The 22320-nt window shown below is 59.0% G+C and carries 21 protein-coding genes and 1 pseudogene; 16 read left to right on the forward strand and 6 right to left on the reverse strand.

Features of this window, described 5'->3' with window-relative positions:
• Nucleotides 1–28: 28 nt before the first annotated feature.
• The 3 genes from VJ698_RS20260 to yihA all read right to left on the reverse strand — a co-directional run bounded on the left by VJ698_RS20260 (nt 29) and on the right by yihA (nt 3244).
• Entirely contained in the window at nt 29–1132 is a 1104-nt protein-coding gene (locus VJ698_RS20260; RefSeq protein ID WP_324104622.1) for a magnesium transporter CorA family protein, read from the reverse strand.
• A gap of 168 nt (nt 1133–1300) precedes the next feature.
• Complete coding sequence (hemB, locus tag VJ698_RS20265) at nt 1301–2314, reverse strand: porphobilinogen synthase (protein ID WP_324104623.1); 1014 nt, start codon at nt 2312–2314, stop codon at nt 1301–1303.
• A 228-nt stretch (nt 2315–2542) separates the two neighbouring features.
• Nucleotides 2543–3244 carry a ribosome biogenesis GTP-binding protein YihA/YsxC gene (gene yihA, locus VJ698_RS20270; protein WP_324104687.1) on the reverse strand — a complete coding sequence of 234 codons (702 nt, stop codon included), beginning with the start codon at nt 3242–3244 and terminating at the stop codon, nt 2543–2545.
• A 147-nt stretch (nt 3245–3391) separates the two neighbouring features.
• On the opposite strand from yihA, the gene VJ698_RS20275 reads away from it, so the two are divergent.
• The 7 genes from VJ698_RS20275 to VJ698_RS20305 all read left to right on the forward strand — a co-directional run bounded on the left by VJ698_RS20275 (nt 3392) and on the right by VJ698_RS20305 (nt 7816).
• On the forward strand, nt 3392–4030 hold the full coding sequence (locus VJ698_RS20275) for a c-type cytochrome (protein ID WP_324104624.1): 639 nt from the start codon (nt 3392–3394) through the stop codon (nt 4028–4030).
• A gap of 83 nt (nt 4031–4113) precedes the next feature.
• The gene (locus VJ698_RS20280; protein ID WP_324104625.1) at nt 4114–4362 is read left to right on the forward strand and encodes a hypothetical protein; all 249 of its coding nucleotides are present in this window, start codon (nt 4114–4116) and stop codon (nt 4360–4362) included.
• 107 nt (nt 4363–4469) lie between these two features.
• Nucleotides 4470–4847 (forward strand): hypothetical protein, encoded by a 378-nt coding sequence (locus tag VJ698_RS20285; RefSeq protein WP_324104626.1) that lies wholly within the window; start codon nt 4470–4472, stop codon nt 4845–4847.
• A 15-nt stretch (nt 4848–4862) separates the two neighbouring features.
• Nucleotides 4863–5366, forward strand: coding sequence for a sigma-70 family RNA polymerase sigma factor (locus VJ698_RS20290; protein WP_324104627.1), 504 nt, complete (start codon nt 4863–4865; stop codon nt 5364–5366).
• A 1-nt stretch (nt 5367) separates the two neighbouring features.
• Entirely contained in the window at nt 5368–6126 is a 759-nt protein-coding gene (locus tag VJ698_RS20295) for an anti-sigma factor (RefSeq protein ID WP_324104628.1), read from the forward strand.
• Between the two features lie 62 nt (nt 6127–6188).
• The gene (gene msrP, locus VJ698_RS20300; RefSeq protein ID WP_324104629.1) at nt 6189–7169 is read left to right on the forward strand and encodes a protein-methionine-sulfoxide reductase catalytic subunit MsrP; all 981 of its coding nucleotides are present in this window, start codon (nt 6189–6191) and stop codon (nt 7167–7169) included.
• A gap of 17 nt (nt 7170–7186) precedes the next feature.
• The gene (locus VJ698_RS20305; protein ID WP_324104630.1) at nt 7187–7816 is read left to right on the forward strand and encodes a protein-methionine-sulfoxide reductase heme-binding subunit MsrQ; all 630 of its coding nucleotides are present in this window, start codon (nt 7187–7189) and stop codon (nt 7814–7816) included.
• 13 nt (nt 7817–7829) lie between these two features.
• Here the strand turns inward: VJ698_RS20305 and lysA are convergent, their stop codons facing one another.
• Complete coding sequence (gene lysA, locus VJ698_RS20310) at nt 7830–9113, reverse strand: diaminopimelate decarboxylase (protein WP_324104631.1); 1284 nt, start codon at nt 9111–9113, stop codon at nt 7830–7832.
• Nucleotides 9114–9127: 14 nt separating this feature from the next.
• Nucleotides 9128–9262 carry an LPS translocon maturation chaperone LptM gene (gene lptM, locus VJ698_RS24640; RefSeq protein WP_414691197.1) on the reverse strand — a complete coding sequence of 45 codons (135 nt, stop codon included), beginning with the start codon at nt 9260–9262 and terminating at the stop codon, nt 9128–9130.
• 73 nt (nt 9263–9335) lie between these two features.
• On the opposite strand from lptM, the gene cyaY reads away from it, so the two are divergent.
• Nucleotides 9336–9674 (forward strand): iron donor protein CyaY, encoded by a 339-nt coding sequence (cyaY, locus tag VJ698_RS20315; protein WP_324104632.1) that lies wholly within the window; start codon nt 9336–9338, stop codon nt 9672–9674.
• A 71-nt stretch (nt 9675–9745) separates the two neighbouring features.
• On the opposite strand, the gene VJ698_RS20320 is transcribed toward cyaY, so the two are convergent.
• Nucleotides 9746–12097 (reverse strand): penicillin-binding protein 1A, encoded by a 2352-nt coding sequence (locus VJ698_RS20320; RefSeq protein ID WP_324104633.1) that lies wholly within the window; start codon nt 12095–12097, stop codon nt 9746–9748.
• A 309-nt stretch (nt 12098–12406) separates the two neighbouring features.
• On the opposite strand from VJ698_RS20320, the gene VJ698_RS20325 reads away from it, so the two are divergent.
• The 8 genes and pseudogenes from VJ698_RS20325 (at nt 12407) to VJ698_RS20360 (ending at nt 22317) form a co-directional block, all read left to right on the forward strand.
• Complete coding sequence (locus VJ698_RS20325; protein ID WP_324104634.1) at nt 12407–13489, forward strand: pilus assembly protein PilM; 1083 nt, start codon at nt 12407–12409, stop codon at nt 13487–13489.
• Nucleotides 13486–14100 carry a PilN domain-containing protein gene (locus VJ698_RS20330; RefSeq protein WP_324104635.1) on the forward strand — a complete coding sequence of 205 codons (615 nt, stop codon included), beginning with the start codon at nt 13486–13488 and terminating at the stop codon, nt 14098–14100. The genes VJ698_RS20325 and VJ698_RS20330 overlap by 4 nt, the downstream gene beginning before the upstream one ends.
• 15 nt (nt 14101–14115) lie before the next feature.
• Complete coding sequence (locus tag VJ698_RS20335; protein WP_324104636.1) at nt 14116–14781, forward strand: type 4a pilus biogenesis protein PilO; 666 nt, start codon at nt 14116–14118, stop codon at nt 14779–14781.
• Nucleotides 14778–15320, forward strand: a complete 543-nt coding sequence (locus tag VJ698_RS20340) for a pilus assembly protein PilP (protein WP_324104637.1) — start codon at nt 14778–14780, stop codon at nt 15318–15320. Before VJ698_RS20335 ends, VJ698_RS20340 begins: the two co-directional genes overlap by 4 nt.
• A complete protein-coding gene (pilQ, locus tag VJ698_RS20345; protein WP_414691195.1) occupies nt 15317–17482 on the forward strand; it encodes a type IV pilus secretin PilQ in 2166 nt (721 codons plus the stop codon). The genes VJ698_RS20340 and pilQ overlap by 4 nt, the downstream gene beginning before the upstream one ends.
• A 57-nt stretch (nt 17483–17539) precedes the next feature.
• Nucleotides 17540–19510 (forward strand): Ig-like domain-containing protein, encoded by a 1971-nt coding sequence (locus tag VJ698_RS20350; protein ID WP_324104638.1) that lies wholly within the window; start codon nt 17540–17542, stop codon nt 19508–19510.
• Between the two features lie 26 nt (nt 19511–19536).
• Nucleotides 19537–21168: pseudogene (gene aroKB / locus VJ698_RS20355) on the forward strand (bifunctional shikimate kinase/3-dehydroquinate synthase AroKB).
• A complete protein-coding gene (locus VJ698_RS20360; protein WP_324104639.1) occupies nt 21169–22317 on the forward strand; it encodes a deoxyguanosinetriphosphate triphosphohydrolase in 1149 nt (382 codons plus the stop codon).
• Nucleotides 22318–22320: the final 3 nt, after the last annotated feature.

The following is a 22320-nucleotide window of genomic DNA, read 5'->3' on the forward strand; positions in this document are numbered from 1 at the left end:
GAAGCGCTCACCATCATGAGCGCTTTTTTTATCGCTCGCCATCGCGTCCCTGGTCGTCAAGATAACGCTTGCGGCGAAAGAAAAACAGCAGGACAACGACCATGACTGCCATCATGCCCATCGTGATCCAGAAGCCGGCTTTGTCCTTGATGAGGGGCATGTCGATGAAGTTCATCCCGAAGATGCCTGTGATGAGGGTGAGCGGCATGAAGAGGGCAGTGATCACCGTCAGGGTGCGCATGATTTCGCTCGTGCGGTGGGCCATTGCGGAGAAGTGGATCTGTACGGCGGATTCGATGGTTGCCTCCAGCCGCTGCGCATGGTTGAGCACGCGCGTAATGTGCTCCATGATGTCGTTTACGCGCACCAGCATCAGGTCCTTCGCGCGACTGTTGGGGGAGTCATCGATGCTATCGACGAAATGGTCGCGCAACTCCTGCATCGCGTCGCGCTGTCCTTCGCACAAGTGGTCGAGTTTGCGCAGTTCGATGCGCGCATCCAGCAATGCGGACCAGTCATTGAACGGATTGCGCGGATTGAGCAGTGCGCGCTGCCACCGGTCGATCTGGCCGGTCAGGGGCTGGCGCAAGGCGAGGTATTGATCGACCATGGCATTCAGCAGGCGCAGCATGAGTTCATAGGGAGATCCCGGCGGGCGGCTCGCATGGGCACCGTCACGCTTGTTCCTGTGCTCGAGAAGACGGTTGCGTGCAGCTTCGATGGTGCGGCTGTTCGTCGCATGTACCGTCACGAGCGCATTCTCCATCAACAGGAAGCTCACCGGCCTGGTGGCAAGCCTGGTCAATGCCGGCGGTATCTTGCGTTTCCGCACCATGTCCTCCGCCGTTTCCGGTTCGCCGTTGCCGTCGAGCGCAAGCTTCCTGAATACGACCATCGCATAGTCCTGCGTGGAATCAAAATACGACGGGTGGCTCAGGTTAGTGACATCCGTCAGATGCGGGTCGTAGATATGCACACCGGTCGTGCGTTCCACGGCCTCGCGCCACGCGCCGGTATCTGCGGCGACTTCATCATGCGTTGCATCCAGCCACAGGAATCCTTGCGTCGGCGCCTGCGCGATTGGTGAAGGCACGGGTGCAACCTGGCCATTATTGACGTGATAGATATCCATGGACTTCCGCGGGCGAAATGAAACGGTGCGCAGATCCGGTAACGGAACGACGCCGGCATTTGATCCGGCAATGGTAGCCGATATGCGGGGAGATGAGATGCCCGGGACGCCGCGAAGCACGCGGGGAGAGGCGGCGCCCGCGGCGATGCAGGCGCCAGGACGATACGCTTAGCCGAGCTTCAACCGGCGGGCGATATCGCGGGCGAAATACGTCAGCACGCCATCCGCGCCGGCGCGCTTGAACGATAGCATGGCTTCCATCATCGCCTTGTCATGATCGAGCCAACCGTTTTGCGCGCCTGCCTTGATCATCGCGTACTCCCCGCTGACCTGGTAGGCGAAGGTCGGGACCTTGAATTCGTCCTTCACGCGGCGCACGATGTCGAGGTAGGGCATGCCTGGCTTGACCATGACCATGTCCGCACCTTCGGCGAGGTCGAGTGCGACTTCGCGCAGTGCCTCATTGCTGTTGGCCGGATCCATCTGGTAGGTGGACTTGTCGCCCTTGCCGAGGTTTGCCGCGGAGCCTACTGCGTCGCGGAACGGGCCGTAGTAGGCTGAGGCGTATTTCGCGGAATAGGCCATGATGCGCGTATAAATGTGGCCGCGCGCTTCCAAGGCAGCGCGAATGGCGCCGATGCGGCCATCCATCATGTCCGACGGGGCCACGATGTCGACACCCGCTTCCGCTTGGGCCAGCGCCTGCTTCACCAGGATGGCGCTGGTCTCGTCGTTGAGCACGTAGCCGTCCGGGTTGAGCACGCCGTCCTGTCCGTGGCTTGTATAAGGATCGAGCGCTACGTCGGTCAGGACGCCAAGTTCCGGAAAGCGCTTTTTCAGCTCGCGCACGGCGCGCGGGACCAGGCCTTCGGGATTGATGGCTTCGATACCGTCTGGTGTCTTGATCGAGGGATTGATGACAGGGAAAAGCGCCATGACCGGAATCCCGAGAGCAACGCACTCTTCGGCCACACCGAGCAGCAGGTCCACCGACAGCCGCTCCACACCGGGCATGGACGCAACTTTTTCGCGCTGGTTCTTGCCGTCAACGATGAAGACCGGGTAGATCAGGTCCGCGGCGGTGAGTACATTCTCGCGCATCATGGCACGGGAAAAGGCATCCTTGCGCATGCGGCGCATACGAACGGCGGGAAAGTGCGAGGCGGGCAGAGAATTGGACATGGCGGTAAATGAATGAAGTAAACGCAATAAACGGACAATAGGGCGCAATAAGCAGAATTGTGACAGGTTCCTGAAACTTTTCAGGGCGAGCCCAATCTTAACAATAGGTGATCACTCACCTCCCGCTTCTCCTCCCTGAGCGGGGCCTATCGTGGCATTAGCGATAAGGCGTTACTGCCCTGGAGATCTTCCCCTTTCTCCAGGGTTTTTTTTGCCTGGAGAATTGCTTCAGTGCGGATCAATATCATCATTACCTTCCGGCGGCACCTCTGACAAGCCAAGCAAATCAAGGATTCGTTGATTTGCCTCATCAACGCCGATGCGCTTGAGCGCCGAGAATAGCTGCACCGTAAACGGAAACGGTTTTCCCTGCTCATCCACATAGCTGCCCAGTACCGTGCGCGCCAGGCGCAGCGCATTCGTGGATTCGCTTCGGTTCAGCTTGTCGGCCTTGGTCAGCAGGCAGTGCACAGGCTTGCCGGTGGGGGCGAACCATTCCAGCATCTGCACGTCGAGGTCGGTGAAAGGCCGGCGCGAATCCATGATCAGGACCAGTGCCGCGAGCTGCTTGCGATTTTGGATGTAGGTGCCGAGCAGTTCGTTCCAGTGCAGTTTCGCCTCACCTGGCACTTCGGCATAGCCGTAACCCGGCAGGTCGACCAGCATCGCACGGATTTCGTCGACCCTCGTCGGATCGTTCCGGTGCTGGCCGACGTGTGCGCCGCCGATGGAAAAGTAATTGATGTGCTGTGTCCGGCCGGGGATCTTCGAGGCGAAGGCCAGCTTTTTCTGGTTGCACAGGATATTGATTGCGCTCGATTTGCCGGCGTTCGACCGGCCAGCGAAGGCGATTTCGGGGACTTGCGTTTTTGGCAAGTCGCGAAGATGGTTCACCGTGGTGAAGAAGCGGGCTTGCCAGAGTAGGGACATAGAGAGAGAAAATGCAGCAAAAACCAGCGAAAATGCTGAAAAGCTATTGTACAATAAGAGGTTATGTATTGCTGCGCCGCAAAAGCTGCGCAGCGCAACAAGATCGCCGCCAGGCCAGAATTTTAATATCAAGTCCAGGGTGTTTGAATGAACCGTGCTTTTCTTCCGTATGTAAAGTCCTTGTTCGTCGCAATGGTGGCAGTTTCCTCGGTTGCTTATGCAGCTGAAGAGAGCAAAGCGCCAAAAGCTGATCCTGCAAAGGGTGAGGCGGTGTTCACCAGCATGGCCTGCATCGGCTGCCATGGCCCCAATGGCAATTCCACCATCGTGCAGAATCCGAAACTCGCTGGTCAGGTCGAACAGTATATCGTCAAGCAGCTCGCCGACTTCAAGACGCCGCAGCGTACCAATCCGGTGATGAGCGCCATTGCCAAGACCGTTTCGGATGTGGATGCGAAGAACGTTGCTGCCTATTTGAGTGCCCAGAAGCCGGCCCCGGGCGCGGCGAAGAACAAGGATACCGTCGAACTGGGCAAGAAGATCTATCGTGGGGGTATTCCGGAGAAGAACGTTCCGGCCTGCGCAGGGTGCCATGGCGCTACAGGCAACGGTATTCCGGCGCAATTCCCCCGTCTCGCTGGCCAGCACCAGGAGTACACCATCGCCCAGCTGACCAATTTCCGCGCTGGCACGCGTAACAACAGCGTCCAGATGACGACGATTGCCAAGCGCATGCTGGACGATGAAATCCAGGCTGTGGCGGATTACGTTGCCGGACTGAAGTAATCGGCAGACTAGATTCCGGTAGATACCCAAACAGAAGAAGGGGGTGGCAGATGCCACCCCCTTTGTTTTTGTAGAACACGCTCATGAGCGCTGGCGCTACCTCCTGGCGGCGATTGAACACCGGGCGATGCCGGCTGGGAGAATTCGTTGGGCCGGTTTCATCGATGCGCTTCGCGACCAGCCTCCTGACACTGATCGGCATCGCCTCCGTGATCTGCGTGGCACCGAAGCAGAACGAGCCCATGGCGAATCAGGCGAGTGCGGTGACGATACTTGCCTTCCTCGGCGTTAATATGTTCCCTTCCGGATTGCATTCATACGGCGCGCTTTAGAAAAATCAAGAAATTGCACCGGCGGAGGGAATAAAAGATCCGTCGCGGCTGTTTACCTCATGTGCGCACCACGGGCACGCCTGATTAACCAGCTTAGCGAGGACATTATGCAAATCCGTATCCCTTTGACATCGTCGTTGCTCGCCGTCCTTCTGGCCGGCAGCGCTTCCCTGGCCTTCGCAGAGGCACCGGTCAAGACCAGCGATGGTGTCCTGACCGATTCGGCCGGCATGACTCTGTACACGTTTGACAAGGATTCGGGTGGCAAGAGCGCCTGCACCGGACAGTGCGCTGCAAACTGGCCGCCGCTGATGGCCAAGGCCGACGACAAGGCCAGCGGCGACTACAGCATCATTTCCCGCGATGACGGCAGCAAGCAGTGGGCCTACAAGGGCAAGCCGCTCTATACTTGGAAGAAAGACCAGAAAGCGGGCGACAAGACCGGCGACGGTTTCAATAACGTCTGGCACGCTGCCAAGCCCTGACCTGCCGATCTGTCCATGGCCGATTTCGCCGACGAGCTCGCATCGCAGATCCCGCGCCTGCGGCGCTATGCGCGCGCGTTGACGCATGATGCGTCATGGGCAGATGACCTGGTGCAGGATACGCTGGAGCGCGCCTTGCAGCGACGCTGGCTGTTCCGGATCAACAGCAACCTCACCGCATGGTTGTTGACGATGTTGCACCGCCTGTATTTGAACGAGGCGCCGCGCCGTCAACTTGTCGCCGTGCCGATCGAGGAATTGCCCGAGGCGGTTGCGCCAGGCGAACCCGGCCAGCAGCTCGACGTGCGGCGCGCGCTGGCCAGCCTGAGTCCGGAGCATCGCGCCGTCATCGTGCTGGTCGGCCTCGAGCAACTGCGATACCAGGAGGTGGCTGAAGTGCTGAACGTCCCGCTGGGCACCGTCATGTCCCGGCTTGCGCGTGCGCGAGCTCACCTGCGCGAACTGCTTTCCGGCCAGCCCGCGTCCGGCTCGTCGACGCATTTAACACGGGTCAAGTGATATGTCCGCCTCACCGATCACTGAAATCGATTTGCATGCCTATGTCGATGGTCAGCTCGATGCGGCGCGTCGCGCCGAGGTCGAGGCTTACCTGGCAGCGCACCCGGAGGCGGTCGCCGAAGTCCATGCCTGGCGGACGCAGAATCAGTTGTTGCACGACGTGTTCGATCCCGTACTCAACGAGCCGGTGCCGCTGCGCTTCTCCGCCGCCTTGCAGCGGAAGCGGTGGCCGCAAGGCCTGGTCGCGGGATTCGCGTGGCTGAGTTGCGGACTCGTCGCCGGCTGGCTGGCGCATGGCATGATGCAGCCAATCGAACAGCCGCGTGCCTTTGCTCGAGAGGCGCTGGCCGCGCATGTACTGTACTCGGCCGAGCAGCGCCATCCGGTCGAGGTTCCGGCGCAGCAGGAAGCGCACCTGGTGGCATGGCTGTCCAAACGCTTGAGCGCGCCGATCCACGCGCCCAACCTGCGGGAGCAGGGCTTCTCCCTGCTAGGTGGCCGTCTGTTGCCCGGAAAAGACGGCCCGCTGGCACAGTTGATGTATGAATCGGATACGGGCGAGCGCCTGACATTGACCGTGCGCCACGCTGTGCAACCGCAGCCCGAGACCGGTTTCAAAGTAATGGAGCAGGGCGGCACCAGGGCGTTCTACTGGATCGACAGCGACTATGGTTACGCCTTGTCCGGCGGCATCGACAAGCGCAGGTTGCTGGATATCGCCCGTGTGGTCTACCTCCAGCTTCATCCGGTTCAAAATTGATGTAAGGTTGGCAGGTGCTGCAAAGACCAAGTCCCAGTCCTCGACGAAATCATGGAGCAGCCATGTTGTTCAAGCGCAATCCCAACGGAATCGACATTCCATTCAGTTCTGAAATTACTCCACGCCACATTTTTGAATCTCGCCGCAGCTTCATCCGGCAGCTTGCGGTCGGCTCGATTGCCGGCGGCGCGCTCATGGACATGCTTACCCGCGAGGCCTTCGCACAGTCAGAAGGTGCGCAGAAACTCGCGGCGAAGAGGGACACTGCGTTTGTCGTGATGGACAAACCGACCTCGTACAAGGACGCCACCACCTACAACAACTTCTATGAATTCGGCACCGACAAGACCGATCCTTCGCGCTACGCCGGCGCCATGAAAACGCGGCCGTGGACGGTTGCGATCGAAGGCGAGGTCAAGAAGCCGATGACGATTGACATCGACAGCCTGATGAAGCTGGCGCCGCTGGAAGAACGTGTATATCGCCTGCGCTGCGTGGAAGGCTGGTCGATGGTGATTCCATGGACGGGCTACTCGTTCTCCGAACTGATCAGAAAAGTTGAGCCGACCGGCAATGCGAAGTTTGTCGAATTCATTTCGCTCGCCGACAAGAAGCAGATGCCGGGCGTGCGCAGCCCGGTGCTGGAATGGCCGTATGTTGAAGGCTTGCGGCTGGATGAGGCGAAGCATCCGCTGGCGCTGCTGACGTTCGGCATGTATGGCGAAGTGCTGCCAAACCAGAACGGCGCGCCGCTGCGCATGGTCGTGCCATGGAAGTACGGGTTCAAGTCGGTGAAGTCGATCGTCAAGATCCGCTTTGTCAAGGACCAGCCGCGGACCGCGTGGAACATTGCGGCGCCGCAGGAATACGGGTTCTATTCGAACGTTAATCCCGAGGTCGATCATCCACGCTGGTCGCAGGCGACCGAGCGACGCATCGGGGAAGACGGATTCTTCGCTCGCAAGCGCAAGACGCTGATGTTCAACGGCTACAGCGACGTGGCATCGCTGTATTCCGGCATGGACCTGAAGAAGTTTTTCTGAGGACGCAGGGGAATTCCGTGTTCAATCCGACTCCACGCCAGATCGCGTCGATCAAGACCGTAATCTTCGTTGCTGCGCTGCTGCCGTTCACGCGCCTCGTGCTGTTCGCATTCACCGATCGTCTCGGCGCCAATCCGATCGAATTCATCACGCGCAATACCGGTGACTGGACGTTGTACTTTCTGTGTTTTACGCTCGCGGTCACGCCCTTGCGACGCCTGAGCAAATGGCACTGGCTGATCAAGCTGCGGCGCATGCTGGGCCTGTTTGCATTCTTTTACGCGACGCTGCACTTCACCACTTTTTTCTGGTTCGACCACTTCTTCGATGTCGACGAAATGCTGCGCGACGTGGCGAAGCGGCCCTTCATCACGGTAGGCTTCACGGCGTTCCTGCTGCTGCTTCCGCTCGCCATTACCAGCACGAACGGCATGATTCGCCGTCTTGGCGGCAAGCGCTGGCAGTCGTTGCATCGCCTCGTGTATCTGATCGCCAGCCTTGGCATCCTGCACTTCTGGTGGATGAAGGCGGGTAAGCATGATTTCGCGCAGCCCATCCTGTATGGCAGCATCGTCGGCCTGCTGCTTCTGACGCGCGGAATCAATTCCAGAATGCAAAAGCGCCGGACGGAGCCGGCGCCTGGTTGAGGAGGTTAGTGGGTCAGGGAAGCTGCGATTCCAGCGCGAACAGGTCACCCGCCGTTTCGCGCTTGCGGATGAGGTGCACCTTGTCGCCGTCCACCATCACTTCTGCCGCACGGCCGCGCGTATTGTAGTTGGATGACATCGTCATGCCGTACGCGCCGGCCGACATGATCGCCAGCAGGTCGCCCTGCTCGATCGCCAGCGCACGCTCACGCGCCAGCCAGTCGCCCGATTCGCATACCGGGCCGACCACATCGTAGACCTTCGGTGATGCAGCGCGCTGCACCACGGCTTGCACGCCGTGCCATGCTTCATACATGGCCGGACGCATCAGATCGTTCATCGCCGCGTTGACGATCGCGAAGTTCTTCACCGCGCCATGCTTCAGGTATTCCACTTCGGTCAGGAGCACGCCGGCATTGCCAACGATCGAGCGTCCGGGTTCGAACATCACCTGGATGGGCGCACCCTTGTGATTCGTCAGACGCCATTTGTCGATTTTTGCAAACAACCGCGTCAGATAGTCGCCTACCGCGACAGGCTTGTCCTTGTCATAAGTGATGCCGATGCCGCCGCCGATGTCCAGGTGATGCAGGCGGATGCCTTCCTGCGCGAGACGGTCGACCAGTTCGATCAGACGGTCGAGCGCTTCGAGCAGCGGCGCATCGTCCAGCAGCTGCGAGCCGATATGGCAATCGATGCCGACGATACGGATGTTGGGAAGCGTCGCGGCCACACGATAGGCGTTCAGCGCTTCGTCATAATCAATGCCGAACTTGTTTTCCTTCAGCCCGGTCGAGATGTACGGATGGGTCTTCGGATCGACGTTCGGGTTCACGCGCAGCGAGATCGGCGCCTGCTTGCCCATTTCGCCGGCGACTTCATTCAGGCGGGCCAGCTCGGCGGTCGACTCGACGTTGAAGCAGAGGATGTCGTGCGACAGCGCAAGCCGCATTTCCTCGTGCGTCTTGCCCACGCCGGAAAAGATCACCTTGTGCGGATCGCCGCCGGCGGCAATCACGCGCCGCAGTTCGCCGCCCGATACGATATCGAATCCTGATCCCATGCGGCTGAGCAGGTTCAGCACGGCGAGGTTGGAATTGGATTTCACCGAGTAGCAGACCAGCGCCGTCGTTTCGTCCCGGCGGTTTTCCTTGCAGGCGTTGGCATAGGCGGAAAAATTCTCGACCAGCGCCGCCTTGGAGTAGACGTAGGTCGGGCTGCCGAACTGTTTGGCGATGTCGGTCAGCGGGATGTTTTCGACGTGCAGCACGCCGTTCTTGTAATGGAAATGCGACATGGGAAGGCGGAAGGCTATTTGGAAGCAGGTGCGTGATTGTCCGCAGGGGCCGGGGAAGTCGGTGCGGAAGACGTCGGGATCGGCGCGGGTTTTGCCGACAGGTAAAGCGGCCCCTTCTGCCCGCATCCGGCCACGGCACACGCAAGCATGGTAACGACGACAAGAACCGAAGCGGACTTCACGATTAGAATCACGGTTTAAGAAAATTGATTGGAGTGTAGCATGACTGAATCCGAATTCCTGGCACTGGCCGAGCAGACGCTAGGCGTGATCGAATCCGCACTCGAGCGTGCCGCGGACGACAGCGACCTGGACGTCGAATGCAGCCGCAGTGGCAATGTGCTGGAAATCGAATTTGTTGACAATGGTTCAAAGATCATCGTCAACAGCCAGGCGCCGATGCAGGAGATGTGGGTGGCAGCACGTTCGGGCGGCTTCCATTACCGCTATGAGGGCGGGCGCTGGATCAATACCCGCGACCAGTCCGAGTTGTTCTCGGCCTTGTCGCGCATGGTGAGCGAGCAGGGCGGCGTACCGCTGGTGCTGCACGGCGCGAAATAAAGAAAAAAGCCGAACTCGCAGGTGCAGGTTCGGCTTTGGCTTTTACCCCGGAGCGCCAACTCCCTTGAGTGTCAGAACAATTCGTTCTTCACCTCGTCCTTGGACTTCTCTTCATCCGTCGCCTGCTTCTCGCCCAGTCCCAGGCTGTGCACGCCGGTGCCTGGCGGATTCTCGGCGTAATAATATTCGCCGTTCACCTGGATGATGCCTTCCGGTACCGGGCGGTCTTCGATCGGTACATCCTTGAGCGCCTTCTGCATGTAGCTGATCCAGATCGGCAGCGCGAGGCCGCCGCCGGTTTCACGGTTGCCGAGATTGCGAGGCTGGTCGAAGCCGATCCAGGCGATGCCGACCATCTTCGGCATGTAGCCCGCGAACCAGGCGTCGACCGAGTCGTTCGTGGTGCCAGTCTTGCCGGCGATGTCCGGGCGCTTCAGCACCAGCGCACGGGTCGCAGTGCCGTACTTGACCACGTCCTTCAGCATGTTGTCCATCAGGAAGGCATTGCGTTCGTCGATCACACGATTGGATTCATCGCCTGCCTTGTCCGGCGTAACCTCGGACAGCACATTGCCATTCGAATCGGTAATCTTCGAAATGATGTACGGACTGATCTTGTAGCCACCGTTTGCGAATACCGCGTAGGCCCCGGCCAGCTGCAACGGTGTAACCGCGCCGGCACCGAGCGCCAGTGTCAGGTAGGGCGGGTTCTTGTCCGCATCGAAGCCGAAGCGAGTGGTGTATTCCTGTCCATACTTCGCCCCGATCCTGTGCAGGATACGGATCGAAATCATGTTCTTCGACTTGGTGAGACCCTTACGCATCGTCATCGGGCCTTCATACTTGCCGTCGTAGTTCTTCGGTTCCCACGCCTGCCCGCCGGTTTGGCCGGCGTCGAAGCTGATCGGCGCGTCGTTGATGATGGTGGATGGTGATAAGCCCTTTTCCAGCGACGCTGAATAGATGAACGGCTTGAACGAGGAGCCGGGCTGGCGCCATGCCTGAGTGACGTGATTGAATTTGCTGCGGTTGAAATCGAAGCCGCCGACCAAGGCACGGATCGCACCGTCGGTGGTGTTGGCTGCCACGAAGGCCGATTCGACGTCCGGCATTTGCGTGATGCTCCACGCCTTGTTCTCTTGGGTGACGCGGATGATCGCGCCACGCTTGATGCGACGGTTTGGTGCCGCTTTTTCGCTCAGCGCATTCGTCGCAATCGCCAGGCCTGGGCCGGTGATCGTGATTTCCTCGCCGGAAGACAGGACCGCCTTCACGCTCTTCGGCGCTGCCTCCAGTACCACGGCCGCGACGATGTCGTCGCTGTCGGGGTGTTCGGCGAGTTCGGTTTCGATGGCGCTTTCGGCTTCCTCTTTCGCGTTCGGAATCTCCATGTAGCCTTCCGGGCCGCGATAGCCGTGCCGCTTTTCATAATCCAGCACGCCACGCCGCAATGCCAGGTAGGCAGCGTCCTGGTCGGCCTTGGTGATGGTTGTGTACACGTTCAGCCCGCGCGTGTATGCCTCTTCCTTGAACTGGTCGTAAACGAGCTGGCGCGTCATCTCCGCCACGTACTCGGCGTGGATGCCGAATTCGCTGCTGTCGGTCTTGATCTTCAGGACCTGGTCCTTGGCTTCCTGGTATTGATCCTGCGTGATGTAGCCGAGCTGGAACATGCGCTCCAGGATGTACTGCTGCCGCGCGCGGGCTCGCTTGGGGTTGGCGACCGGGTTGTAGGCCGAAGGCGCCTTGGGCAGGCCGGCCAGCATCGCAGCTTCCGCCACGGTGATGTCCGAGAGCTTTTTGCCGAAGTAGATCTGCGCCGCCGAAGAGAAGCCATAGGCGCGCTGTCCCAGGTAAATCTGGTTCATGTACAGCTCGAGGATCTGGTCCTTCGACAGGTTCTGCTCGATCTTCCATGCCAGCAGCGCCTCGTAGATCTTGCGCTTGAGCGTCTGCTCGCTGGAGAGGAAGAAGTTGCGTGCAACCTGCTGGGTAATGGTGGATGCGCCCTGCTTCGAGTGGCTGGTCAGGTTGTGGACGGCAGCCCGCAGGATACCCATGTAATCCACGCCGCCGTGATCATAAAAGCGGTCATCCTCGATCGCGAGCACCGCCTTCTTCATGATGTCGGGCACATCCTTGATATGTACGAGATTGCGGCGCTCTTCGCCGAATTCGCCGATCAGCACGTTGTCCGCCGAATAGATCCGCAGCGGAATCTTTGGGCGGTAGTCGGTAATGGCCTCCAGCGACGGCAGATTCGGGTAGGCCATGGTCAGGGCAAAGCCGAGCAGCAGCACGCCGACCAGGGCCAGTCCGACGATTCCTCCAAAGAGGCCGAGTGTGAGACGCACTAACAGTGGGTACCGGCGTTTGGGCGCCGCTTCTTTCGGGGTGTCGCCGGGAGGATTTGGACGAGTCATTCGGAGAAAACGAGTGGGGACAGGAACGCAGAATTATAACGGCGCACATCGCTGTCCGAAATTAATGGAAAACCAATCATTACTAAAAGGTAACGTGGGCTTTTGGCAACGCGGTTACAAATTACTGGTAGGAAATCGCTTTACACTGGTTCAGGCTTATTGCTAGGATTTAATGTAACGTTGGATATTTATCACCTAAATATTGGTTTTTAAACGAGTTTTTCGTGAGTCGATGATTTTATCCCTTCATTCGACATTCAGATAAGTGGTGCGTTCACGCAATAAACCACATTTTGGGGAGAGTTACCCTTGGCCATTGATCTCGGATTGTTACTGGGAAAGAAGAATCCGCCGCTGATCGGCCTGGACATCAGCACTTCGGGCGTCAAACTCGTTGAACTGTCTGAAGCGGGCAAAAATGAACTTCGGCTGGAGCGTTTCGCAAGCGAGCCCTTGCCGCGCGGCGCCGTCGTGGACGGCAACATCGAAAACATCGAACAAGTGACGGAAGCGGTGCGCCGCGTCTGGAAAAAAAGCGGCTCGCGTGCGAAGCATGTTGCGCTAGGCATGCCGCCAGCTTCCGTGATCACCAAGAAAATCATCCTGCCTGCAGGCTTGTCCGAGGACGAGCTGGAAATGCAGGTGGAAAGCGAAGCGAACCAATATATCCCCTTTGCGCTGGATGAAGTGAGCCTGGATTTCGACGTTATCGGCCCAGCCCAGAATGCGCCGGAAGACGTCGAGGTGCTGATTGCGGCCACGCGCAAGGAAAAGGTGGAGGATCGCGTCGCCGTGGCGGAAGCGGCCGGATTGAAGCCAAGCGTCATGGACATTGAATCGTATGCCGCACGCACTGCCATCGATCGCATCACGGCGCAACTGCCCAAGGGTGGCCAGGGACAGATCGTCGCCCTGTTCCAGGTCGGCGCACAGGTCACCCAGGTGTCGGTACTGCTGGACGGCCAAACCATTTACGAACGCGAGCAGCCCTTCGGCGGCAACCAGCTGACCCAGGATATCGTGCGCGCCTACGGGCTGTCGTTCGAGGATGCGGAAGCAAAGAAGAAGGCGGCGGACCTGCCGGATGGCTACGAGCGCGAACTGCTCGAGCCTTTCCTGGAAAACGCTGCGCTCGAAGTCACGCGCGCCATCCAGTTCTTCTTTACGTCCACACCGTACACCCATATCGACCAGATCTTCCTCGCCGGAGGATGCGCGGTCATCCCCGGAATGGTGGAACTGGTTGCGGAACGCACCAAGATTTCCACTTCCGTCGTCAGCCCTTTCAAAGGCATGCAACTGGCGTCTTCGGTGCGTGAAAAGCAGTTGCGCGCCGAGGCGCCATCCTATCTCGTGGCCTGCGGGCTGGCGATGCGGAGGTTCGACCGATGATTCGCATTAACCTCCTTCCTCACCGCGAAGAAGCGCGCAAGCAGCGCAAGATCGGCTTCTACAGGTTGCTGGCCATGTCAGGCCTGATGGGGCTTGCCATGGTGGTCGTGGTCGGCGGCATTATCGGTGCCCAGATCGCCAACCAGAACCAGCGCAACACCTTCATCAAGGCAGAGAATGCCAAGCTCGATGCGCAGATCAAGGAAATCGCGACGCTCAAGCAGGAAATCGACGGCCTGAAGGCACGCCAGCAGGCGGTGGAAGACCTGCAGAGCGACCGCAACCAGCCTGTCTACCTGATGGATGAACTGGTCAAGCAGGTGCCGGAAGGGATCTACCTGCGCTCCTTCAAGCAGGAAAACCAGCGCGTGGTGCTGGCCGGATTTGCACAATCCAATGAGCGCGTGTCCGAACTGTTGCGCAACCTCAGCAATAACTCGCCATGGCTTGAACGTCCGGACCTGATCGAGATCCGCTCGGCAAACGTTGGCCAGGGCAAGGACGCGAAGAGGGTATTCGATTTCACTGTCAACGTAGGAATCAAGCGCCCCCGCGAGAAGGATCAGGCGGCTTCGGGCAAGGCAGCTGGCGCGGCGCCCAAGCGCCCCTGACATGAAAGACTCACTATGGCAGATCTGAAGCAAATCGGTGACAAGGTCGCCGCGCAGTTCCGCGGCCTGAACGGAAGGCATCCGGGCCAGTGGCCGCTGATTCCGCGCATGGCCTGCGGACTCGGCACGCTGGCGGTTGTTGTGCTGCTTGGCTGGTTCCTGTACCTGGACGGCGAAATGGACGAACTCGATCAGGGCAAGCAGGAAGAGGTAAAGCTGCGCGACGACTACAAGCTGAAGGTGCAGCAGGCGATCAACCTCGCCAGCCTGCGCAAGCAGAAGGAGCAGGTCGGCGAGTATGTGTCGACGCTCGAGAAGCAGTTGCCCAGCAAGGCGGAAATGGACGCGCTCCTGTCCGACATCAACCAGGCGGGTCTGGGCCGCGGACTGCAGTTCGAGTTGTTCAAGCCTGGCCAGGTCGTCGTGAAGGATTATTACGCGGAGCTGCCGATCGATATCAAGGTGACCGGAAACTATCACGACGTAGGCTCCTTCACCAGCGACATCGCGAACCTGCCCCGGATCGTGACCCTGAACAACATGAACCTCGTTGCGGGCAAGGACGGCAGCCTGACGCTGGATGCGGTCGCCAAGACATTCCGCTACCTGGACAAGGACGAAGTCAGCGAGCAACGCAAGCTGGCGGCTGAAAAAGCCAAGAAGGCGGGAGCGAAAAAATGAAAAGTCTTCGCGTCAGGGCAGCTCTTGCCGCTTTCATCGTCACGGGAATTCTCGCCGGTTGCGGCGACGGCGACCTGCAGGAAGTCAAGCAGTGGATGGAAGACGTGCAGCGCCATACGCCGGTCACTGTGCAAAAGCTTCCGGAACCCAAGACATTCACGCCGTTCGTCTATAACGCCAAGGATGAGGTCGATCCGTTCAGTCCGCTCAAGCTCTCGACGGCGCTTGCCAAGATGCAGGCGAGTTCAGGCAGCGGGATCAAGCCGGATCTTGAACGCCGCAAGGAGCCGCTGGAAAACTTCCCCCTCGACAGCATCAAGATGGTCGGGACACTGGAGAAGCCCGGCTTGAGCTACGCCCTCTTGCAGGTCGACAAATCAGTGTTCCAGGTCAAGGCCGGTAATTACATCGGTCAGAATTTTGGGATGATCACGAAAATCACGGAAACGGAAGTCGAACTGAAGGAAATCGTCCGCGATGCGGCAGGGGAATGGTCCGAGCGCAAAGCCAAGTTAGAGTTGCAGGAGAATAAAAAATGAACGCGGTCAAACAACACTTCCAACGCTTGGGCGCAACTGTGAATGGCGCATCGAGGAGATTCGTCTTCGCATGCCTGCTGATGGCATGCGGCGCGGCTTTGGCACAGGAAAATGCCATCGAGTCGATCAGCGCGAATCAGCAGGGCGCAAACGTCATCGTCAAGGTGATGCTGAAGAACCCGGTCAAGAAGCCACCGATCGGTTTTTCGATCACGAGTCCTGCGCGCATTGCGCTGGATTTCGCCGGCACAGCCAATGCCACTGGGAAGTCTGCGCAGGACATCGGCCTGGGCGATGTGCGCAATGTCAATGTGGTGCAGGCGGGCGAACGCTCGCGGCTGGTGTTCAACCTGCTGCGTCCGCTGAACTACGCCACCGCAGTGGAAGGCAATTTGGTGATCGTGACGATCGACGGATCAGGCGGCGTGGCGACGCCAGTGAATGCGGCCGGCGTCCCGATTTCGCCCAAAGTTGCGGATACTGGCAAACAGGCCCTGCGTGATATCGATTTCCGCCGTGGACCGAATGGAGAAGGGCGAATTGTCGTCGACCTGCCGAGCAACCAAGTGGCCGTCGACGTGCGCCAGCAGGGACAGGCGATTGTCGTCGATTTCCTGAAGGCTTCGCTGCCGGAGGTATTGCGCCGCCGACTTGATGTGACCGATTTCGGCACTCCGGTGCAGACCATTACGACTACGCCGAAGGGCGAGAACGTGCACATGGTGATCGAGCCGAAGGGCCTGTGGGAGCACAGCGCCTATCAAAGCGATACGCAACTCGTCGTGGAAGTGAAGCCCATCAAGGAAGACCCGAACAAGCTGGTACAGGGGACACAGGGCTATCGCGGCGAGCGACTTTCGCTGAATTTCCAGAATGTCGAAGTGCGCGCGGTCCTGCAAGTGATTGCCGACTTCACCGGCCTGAACATCATCACCAGCGACTCGGTCAGTGGCAACCTTACCCTGCGCCTGAAGGACGTTCCGTGGGATCAGGCCCTGGATATCGTGATGCAGGCCAAGGGCCTCGACATGCGCAAGAACGGCTCGGTGATCTGGATTGCACCGAAGGATGAACTGCTGACCAAGGAAAAGCTGGAACTGGAGCAGAAATCGCAAATCGCCGAGCTGGAGCCGCTGCGGACCGAGACGTTCCAGCTCAACTATCAGAAGGCGGAAGCATTCAAGCAGGTGTTTGGCCTGGATACCGGCGGTGACACCAAGAAGAGCATTCTCTCCAAGAGGGGCAGCGCAGTCATCGATCCGCGGACCAATCAGCTCTTCGTGACCGACATCGCATCCAAGCTCGAGGAGGTACGAAAGCTCGTTCAAAAGACTGATATTGCGTCGAAACAGGTGCTGATCGAGGCGCGGATCGTTGAAGCCGATGACAAGTTCAGCAAGAACCTTGGCGCGAAACTCGGCTTCAATGACATGCGCAATCTCCGCGGTGGGGATGCGGGGTACCAGCTCAATGGCAATACGCGGGCTGCCGTGACGGGGAACTACATCGGTATCGGTGAACAGACCGGCCAGGCGCAGGATTCGGGAAGCGCTTTCAACAACACGCAGTTCGTGAATCTCCCGGCAGCCGGCATTAATGGATTGACGGCTCCGAGCCTTGCGGTCAGCCTTTTCTCTGCGGCCGCCAACCGGTTCCTGAACCTGGAACTGTCGGCACTCGAAGCGGATGGCAAAGGAAAGATCATTTCCAGCCCGCGCGTTGTCACGGCGGACCAGCTGAAAGCGCTCATCGAGCAAGGCACTGAACTGCCCTATCAGGTGGCTACGTCGAGTGGCGCAACATCCATTGCCTTCCGCAAAGCGAACCTGAAGCTTGAAGTGACCCCGCAGATCACGCCCGACGGAAACATCATCCTCGACGTGGATGTGAACAAGGATAGCGTCGGTGTCGAAACCCGTGCGGGCTTCGCCATTGACACCAAGCACGTCAAGACACAGGTGCTGGTCGAAAACGGCGGAACGGTCGTGCTTGGTGGTATCTTCCAGCAGACCCAACGTGATTCCGAAGCGAAAGTGCCTTTGCTGGGCGATGTGCCGGTGCTAGGACATCTCTTCAAGACAACCACTCGCACAAACGACAAGACAGAGTTGCTGATATTCATCACGCCGAAGATCGTGAACGACCGCCTTGCGACGCGGTGATTGACGACAATATCCAATAGAACAACAAGATCCAATAAATAAAATCAGGGAAGAAAAATGACATTTGGCTCGATAACAAGCGTCTTCAGAAATGCAGCCCGCATGGGAGTGACCGGGTTTGCGGCGTTCATGCTCGTATCTTGTGGAGGGGGCGGAGGATCACCAGGAACCGTTGCCGGCAGCAGCGGATCCACGAATACAACGCCGACGTCGGTTTCCCTGCTGTTCAGCACGCCCGAACTTCCTTCGTCCGGCGCGAGCGGTACGGAAGTGACCGTGACGGCAGTGGTAAAGAATGCGAGCAACAATACGATTGCCTCGACCCCGGTTACCTTCTCCGCTTCTTCTGGCGCTTTGAGCAATGTGTCGAGTTCGACCGATACGAGCGGAAAGGCGACAGCAACGCTTGGCACTTCGGGTGACAAGACCAATCGCACCATAACGGTTACTGCGAAGGCCGGAAATGTTTCCACGACCGGAACCGTGACCGTCAGCGGAACCGCCGTTACGGCGACTGGGCCGACAACGGTCACTGGTGGCGGCACAGGCGATTTCGTGATTTCCGTGAAGGACTCGGCCGGCGTCGCAGTGGCCAATGTTCCTGTGACGATTTCTTCCGCGAAGGGAAATGCGATTGCAATCACCTCTTCGGGTGGCGGAAGTACCTCTGCGCCACTTACCAGCTCGCTGGGGCAAGTAGCCATCCGTGTTTCTGGTTCGCAAGCTGGCACTGATACGCTGTCGATTGCCTCTCAAGGCGCAACGAAATCACTGTCCTTTACCGTAAATTCGGTCAGCCTGACCGTCGCCACAGTTGGAACGACTGTAAACAGCAGCGGCAATGCACAAACCAGCACCGGGATCTGCACCAAGCTTGTGACAAGCTATGCCAATGCCGGCGTACCGCAATCCGGCACGGTCAATATCACCGCTTCCCGTGGCACCCTGTATTCGGACAGCGCCTGCTCCTCGGTACTGTCGAGCAGCGGAGTACCTGTGACTGCAGGCAGTGCAGAGGCGTATATCAAATCGGAGACGGCCGGTGTTGCAACCATTATTGCCACGATCGTCAATGGCCCGACGGCACAAACGACCCTGGAATTTGCCGCCCCGCTGACGTCGACCGCAACGATTACCCTGCAGGCCGATCCCGCAGTCATCGGAACCAATGCAACTACCCAGAGCGAGCGGAGCCGCTTGACTGCAGTCGTGCGGGACGGTACTGCGTATAACAACCTGGTAAAGGATGCAGTTATCGAATTTACCATCGTCAAGGATGGCAGCGGCGGCAGTCTGTCCAACCCGGTGGCTACTACGGCAAGCGACGGCACCGCAACGGTCGACTTCATTGCCGGCTCTGCCACCACGGAGACAAATGGTGTCCAGATCCAGGCAAAAATCCAGGGCACGAGCAAGCTTGCGACGGCTACGCTGACTGTGTCCAGGAAATCCCTGTTCATTACTGCAGGCACAGGCAATTTACTCGAAGCACCGAGTTCGACGACCTACAGGCAAGACTATTCGGTATTCGTGACGGATGCCTCAGGCAATCCTGTGCCTAATGTTACTGTTACCGCATCGATTCGCGTGACCAGGTATCGCAAGGGTCAATACCACTATTACACGACGGACGACGTTACCGCCGGGCTGGTAAGCCAGGCAGGGTGGGGCGTGGTAAATACATCCACCTGCGCCAATGAGGATGTCAATCTGAACGGAATCCTGGACCCGGGCGAGGATACGAACCAGAATGGCATCCTCGACCCGAGGACGCCGGTGAATGTCACATCGAGTGGTCAAACCGATGCCAACGGTGTTGCAGTGGTTTCCATCCTGTACCCGAAAGATAGGGGAAACTGGACCGAGTCAATGCTGACGGTCCGGGGCAGTGTTGCGGGTACAGAGGCGACCTACAGCACACAGGCTTATTTCCTGCCGGTTCTTGCTTCCGACCTGCAGAATCAAACTGTTCCCCCGCCGGGCAGTCCGAGTCCATATGGGATTGGTACATGTGACGTGGCGTACTAGTGTCTAATATTTTTCTCGTAGGCTTGATGGGCGCCGGCAAGACCACGGTCGGCCGTGCCCTCGCCAAAAAACTCGACAAACGCTTCATCGATTCCGATCATGAAATAGAGGCGCGCACCGGCGCTGCCATTCCATTGATTTTCGAAATCGAGGGGGAAGCCGGTTTTCGCCAGCGCGAATCGGAAGTGATCCGCGAGTTGACACAATTGAACGATATCGTTCTTGCTACCGGCGGCGGAGCGATCCTGCGTCCGGAAAATCGCGAATACCTGAAAACACGCGGGACCGTGATTTACCTGCGGGCGAGCGTCAACGCCATCCTCCAGCGCACCAGCCACGACAAGAACCGCCCCTTGCTGCAGACCGCCGATCCGCGCCAGCGGCTCGAACAGCTGGCGAGGGAACGGGAGCCTTATTACATGGAAGTTGCCGATCTTGTCATCGATACCGGCCGTCCTAACGTACAATCACTGGTGCAGACCATCCTGACCCAGCTGGAAACGGTGACCAAGGGCCGGGGCGAGGATAAGACGAACCCAACTTCCTGACACTTTTTGATGATGACGCAACACGCTTCCCCGATTACCTTGCATGTCGACCTCGGGGATCGCAGCTATCCGATTTTCATCGGACAATCGCTTTTGTCCGATTCTGACTTCATCAGCCGCCATGTCGCAGGCAAGCGTGCTGCGATTGTGACCAACACCACGGTTGGTCCGCTCTACCTCGACAAGGTGGTGCGCGAGCTTTCCAACGCAGGCAAGCAGGTCACGACGATCGTCTTGCCCGACGGCGAAGAGGAGAAAAACTGGCCCAGCCTGATGCGTGTCTTCGATGTGCTTCTCCAGGAAAAATGCGACCGCAAGACCACCCTCGTGGCGCTGGGCGGCGGCGTCATCGGCGACCTGACCGGTTTTGCCGCGGCCACTTACATGCGCGGCGTGCCCTTCATCCAGGTACCGACCACCTTGCTGTCGCAGGTCGATTCTTCCGTCGGCGGCAAGACCGGCATCAACCATCCGCTGGGCAAGAACATGATCGGCGCGTTCTACCAGCCGCGCGCGGTGATTGCGGATACGTCGACGCTGGATACCTTGCCGCCGCGCGAGCTGTCCGCCGGCCTGGCCGAAGTCATCAAGTATGGCGCCATCATTGATGTGGCGTTTTTCGACTGGATCGAAGCAAACATCGCGAAGCTGGCTGGCAGGGATGCGGATGCATTGGCATACGCCATCAAGCGTTCCTGCGAGCTCAAGGCCGATGTCGTGCGGCAGGACGAACGTGAAGGAGGGCTGCGCGCCATCCTTAATTTCGGCCACACTTTCGGTCACGCCATCGAGGCAGGCCTTGGTTATGGCGAATGGCTGCATGGCGAGGCGGTCGGTTGCGGCATGGTGATGGCCGCTGATCTGTCGCACCGCCTTGGCTTTATCGATGCATCCACGAAAGAGCGTGTGGCCGCGCTGGTCAAGGCCGCCGGCCTGCCCGTCGTGGCGCCGGATCTCGGCAAGGAGCGGTGGCTGGAACTCATGCAGGTCGACAAGAAGAATGAAGGCGGACAGATCAAGTTCATCCTGCTCAAGCCTCTCGGTTCGTCGGTCATCATGCCGGCGCCGCAGGACGTGCTGCTGGCAACCCTGGATGCCTGTGTCAGATAGATGAAACACGACGCCAACCTCGCACCTTACGCCGCTCGGCCAGAGGCATCGCGGGGACGGCGTTTCCCCGAACCGCCGCCCGCATCCCGCAGCGAATTCCAGCGCGATCGCGACCGCATCATCCACTCCACGGCATTCAGGCGGCTCGAATACAAAACGCAGGTGTTCGTCAATCACGAGGGCGACCTGTTCCGCACGCGCCTGACGCACAGCATTGAAGTCGCGCAGATCGGACGCTCCATCGCGCGGAACCTGCGCCTGAATGAAGACCTGGTCGAAGCAATCTCGCTCGCCCACGACCTGGGGCACACGCCCTTCGGCCACGCTGGTCAGGAAGCGCTCAATGCCGCCATGAAGGACTACGGTGGTTTCGAGCACAACCTGCAAAGCCTGCGCGTGGTCGATGAACTGGAGGAGCATTACGGCGCGTTCGACGGCCTGAATCTGATGTTCGAAACGCGCGAGGGCGTCCTCAAGCACTGCTCGCATGCGAATGCCTCGCAGCTCGGCGACATCGGCCTGCGCTTCCTCCAGCGCAAGCAGCCGACGCTGGAAGCGCAGCTAGCGAACCTTGCCGATGAAATCGCCTACAACAACCATGATGTCGACGACGGATTGCGCTCAGGCCTGCTGACCACCGCGCAGCTCGATGAAATCGAATTCTACGCGCAGCATCGCAGGGAGGTGGAGACAGTGTATCCCGGCATCAGCGGACGGCGCGCGATCCATGAAACCATCCGGCGCATGATCAATGCGCTGATCGTCGACCTGATCAATGCATCGCAGGCGCGCATCCAGGAGGCCGGATTGAAGACGGTGGACGATGTGCGCAATTCGCCCGCCCTGATCACGTTCTCCGACGACATGCAGGCGCAGGCGGCGCAATTGAAGCGATTTCTGCGTGAGAACCTGTATCGCCATTACATGGTGAACCGCATGACCAGCAAGGCCCGCCGCATCGTGCACGAGATGTTCGATGCATTCATGCAGGAGCCGCGCCTGCTGCCGCCCGACTACCAGGTTGTGGTGGGTGATGGTGAGGACAAGGCCCGCGCGCAGGCCCGCAAAGTGGCTGATTACATCGCCGGCATGACGGATCGTTACGCGATCCGCGAACACCGGCGACTATTCCGGATCGACGAGATCTGACTT

The sequence above is a fragment of the Noviherbaspirillum sp. genome, from assembly GCF_035254685.1.
Taxonomy (GTDB): Bacteria; Pseudomonadota; Gammaproteobacteria; order Burkholderiales; family Burkholderiaceae_D; genus Noviherbaspirillum.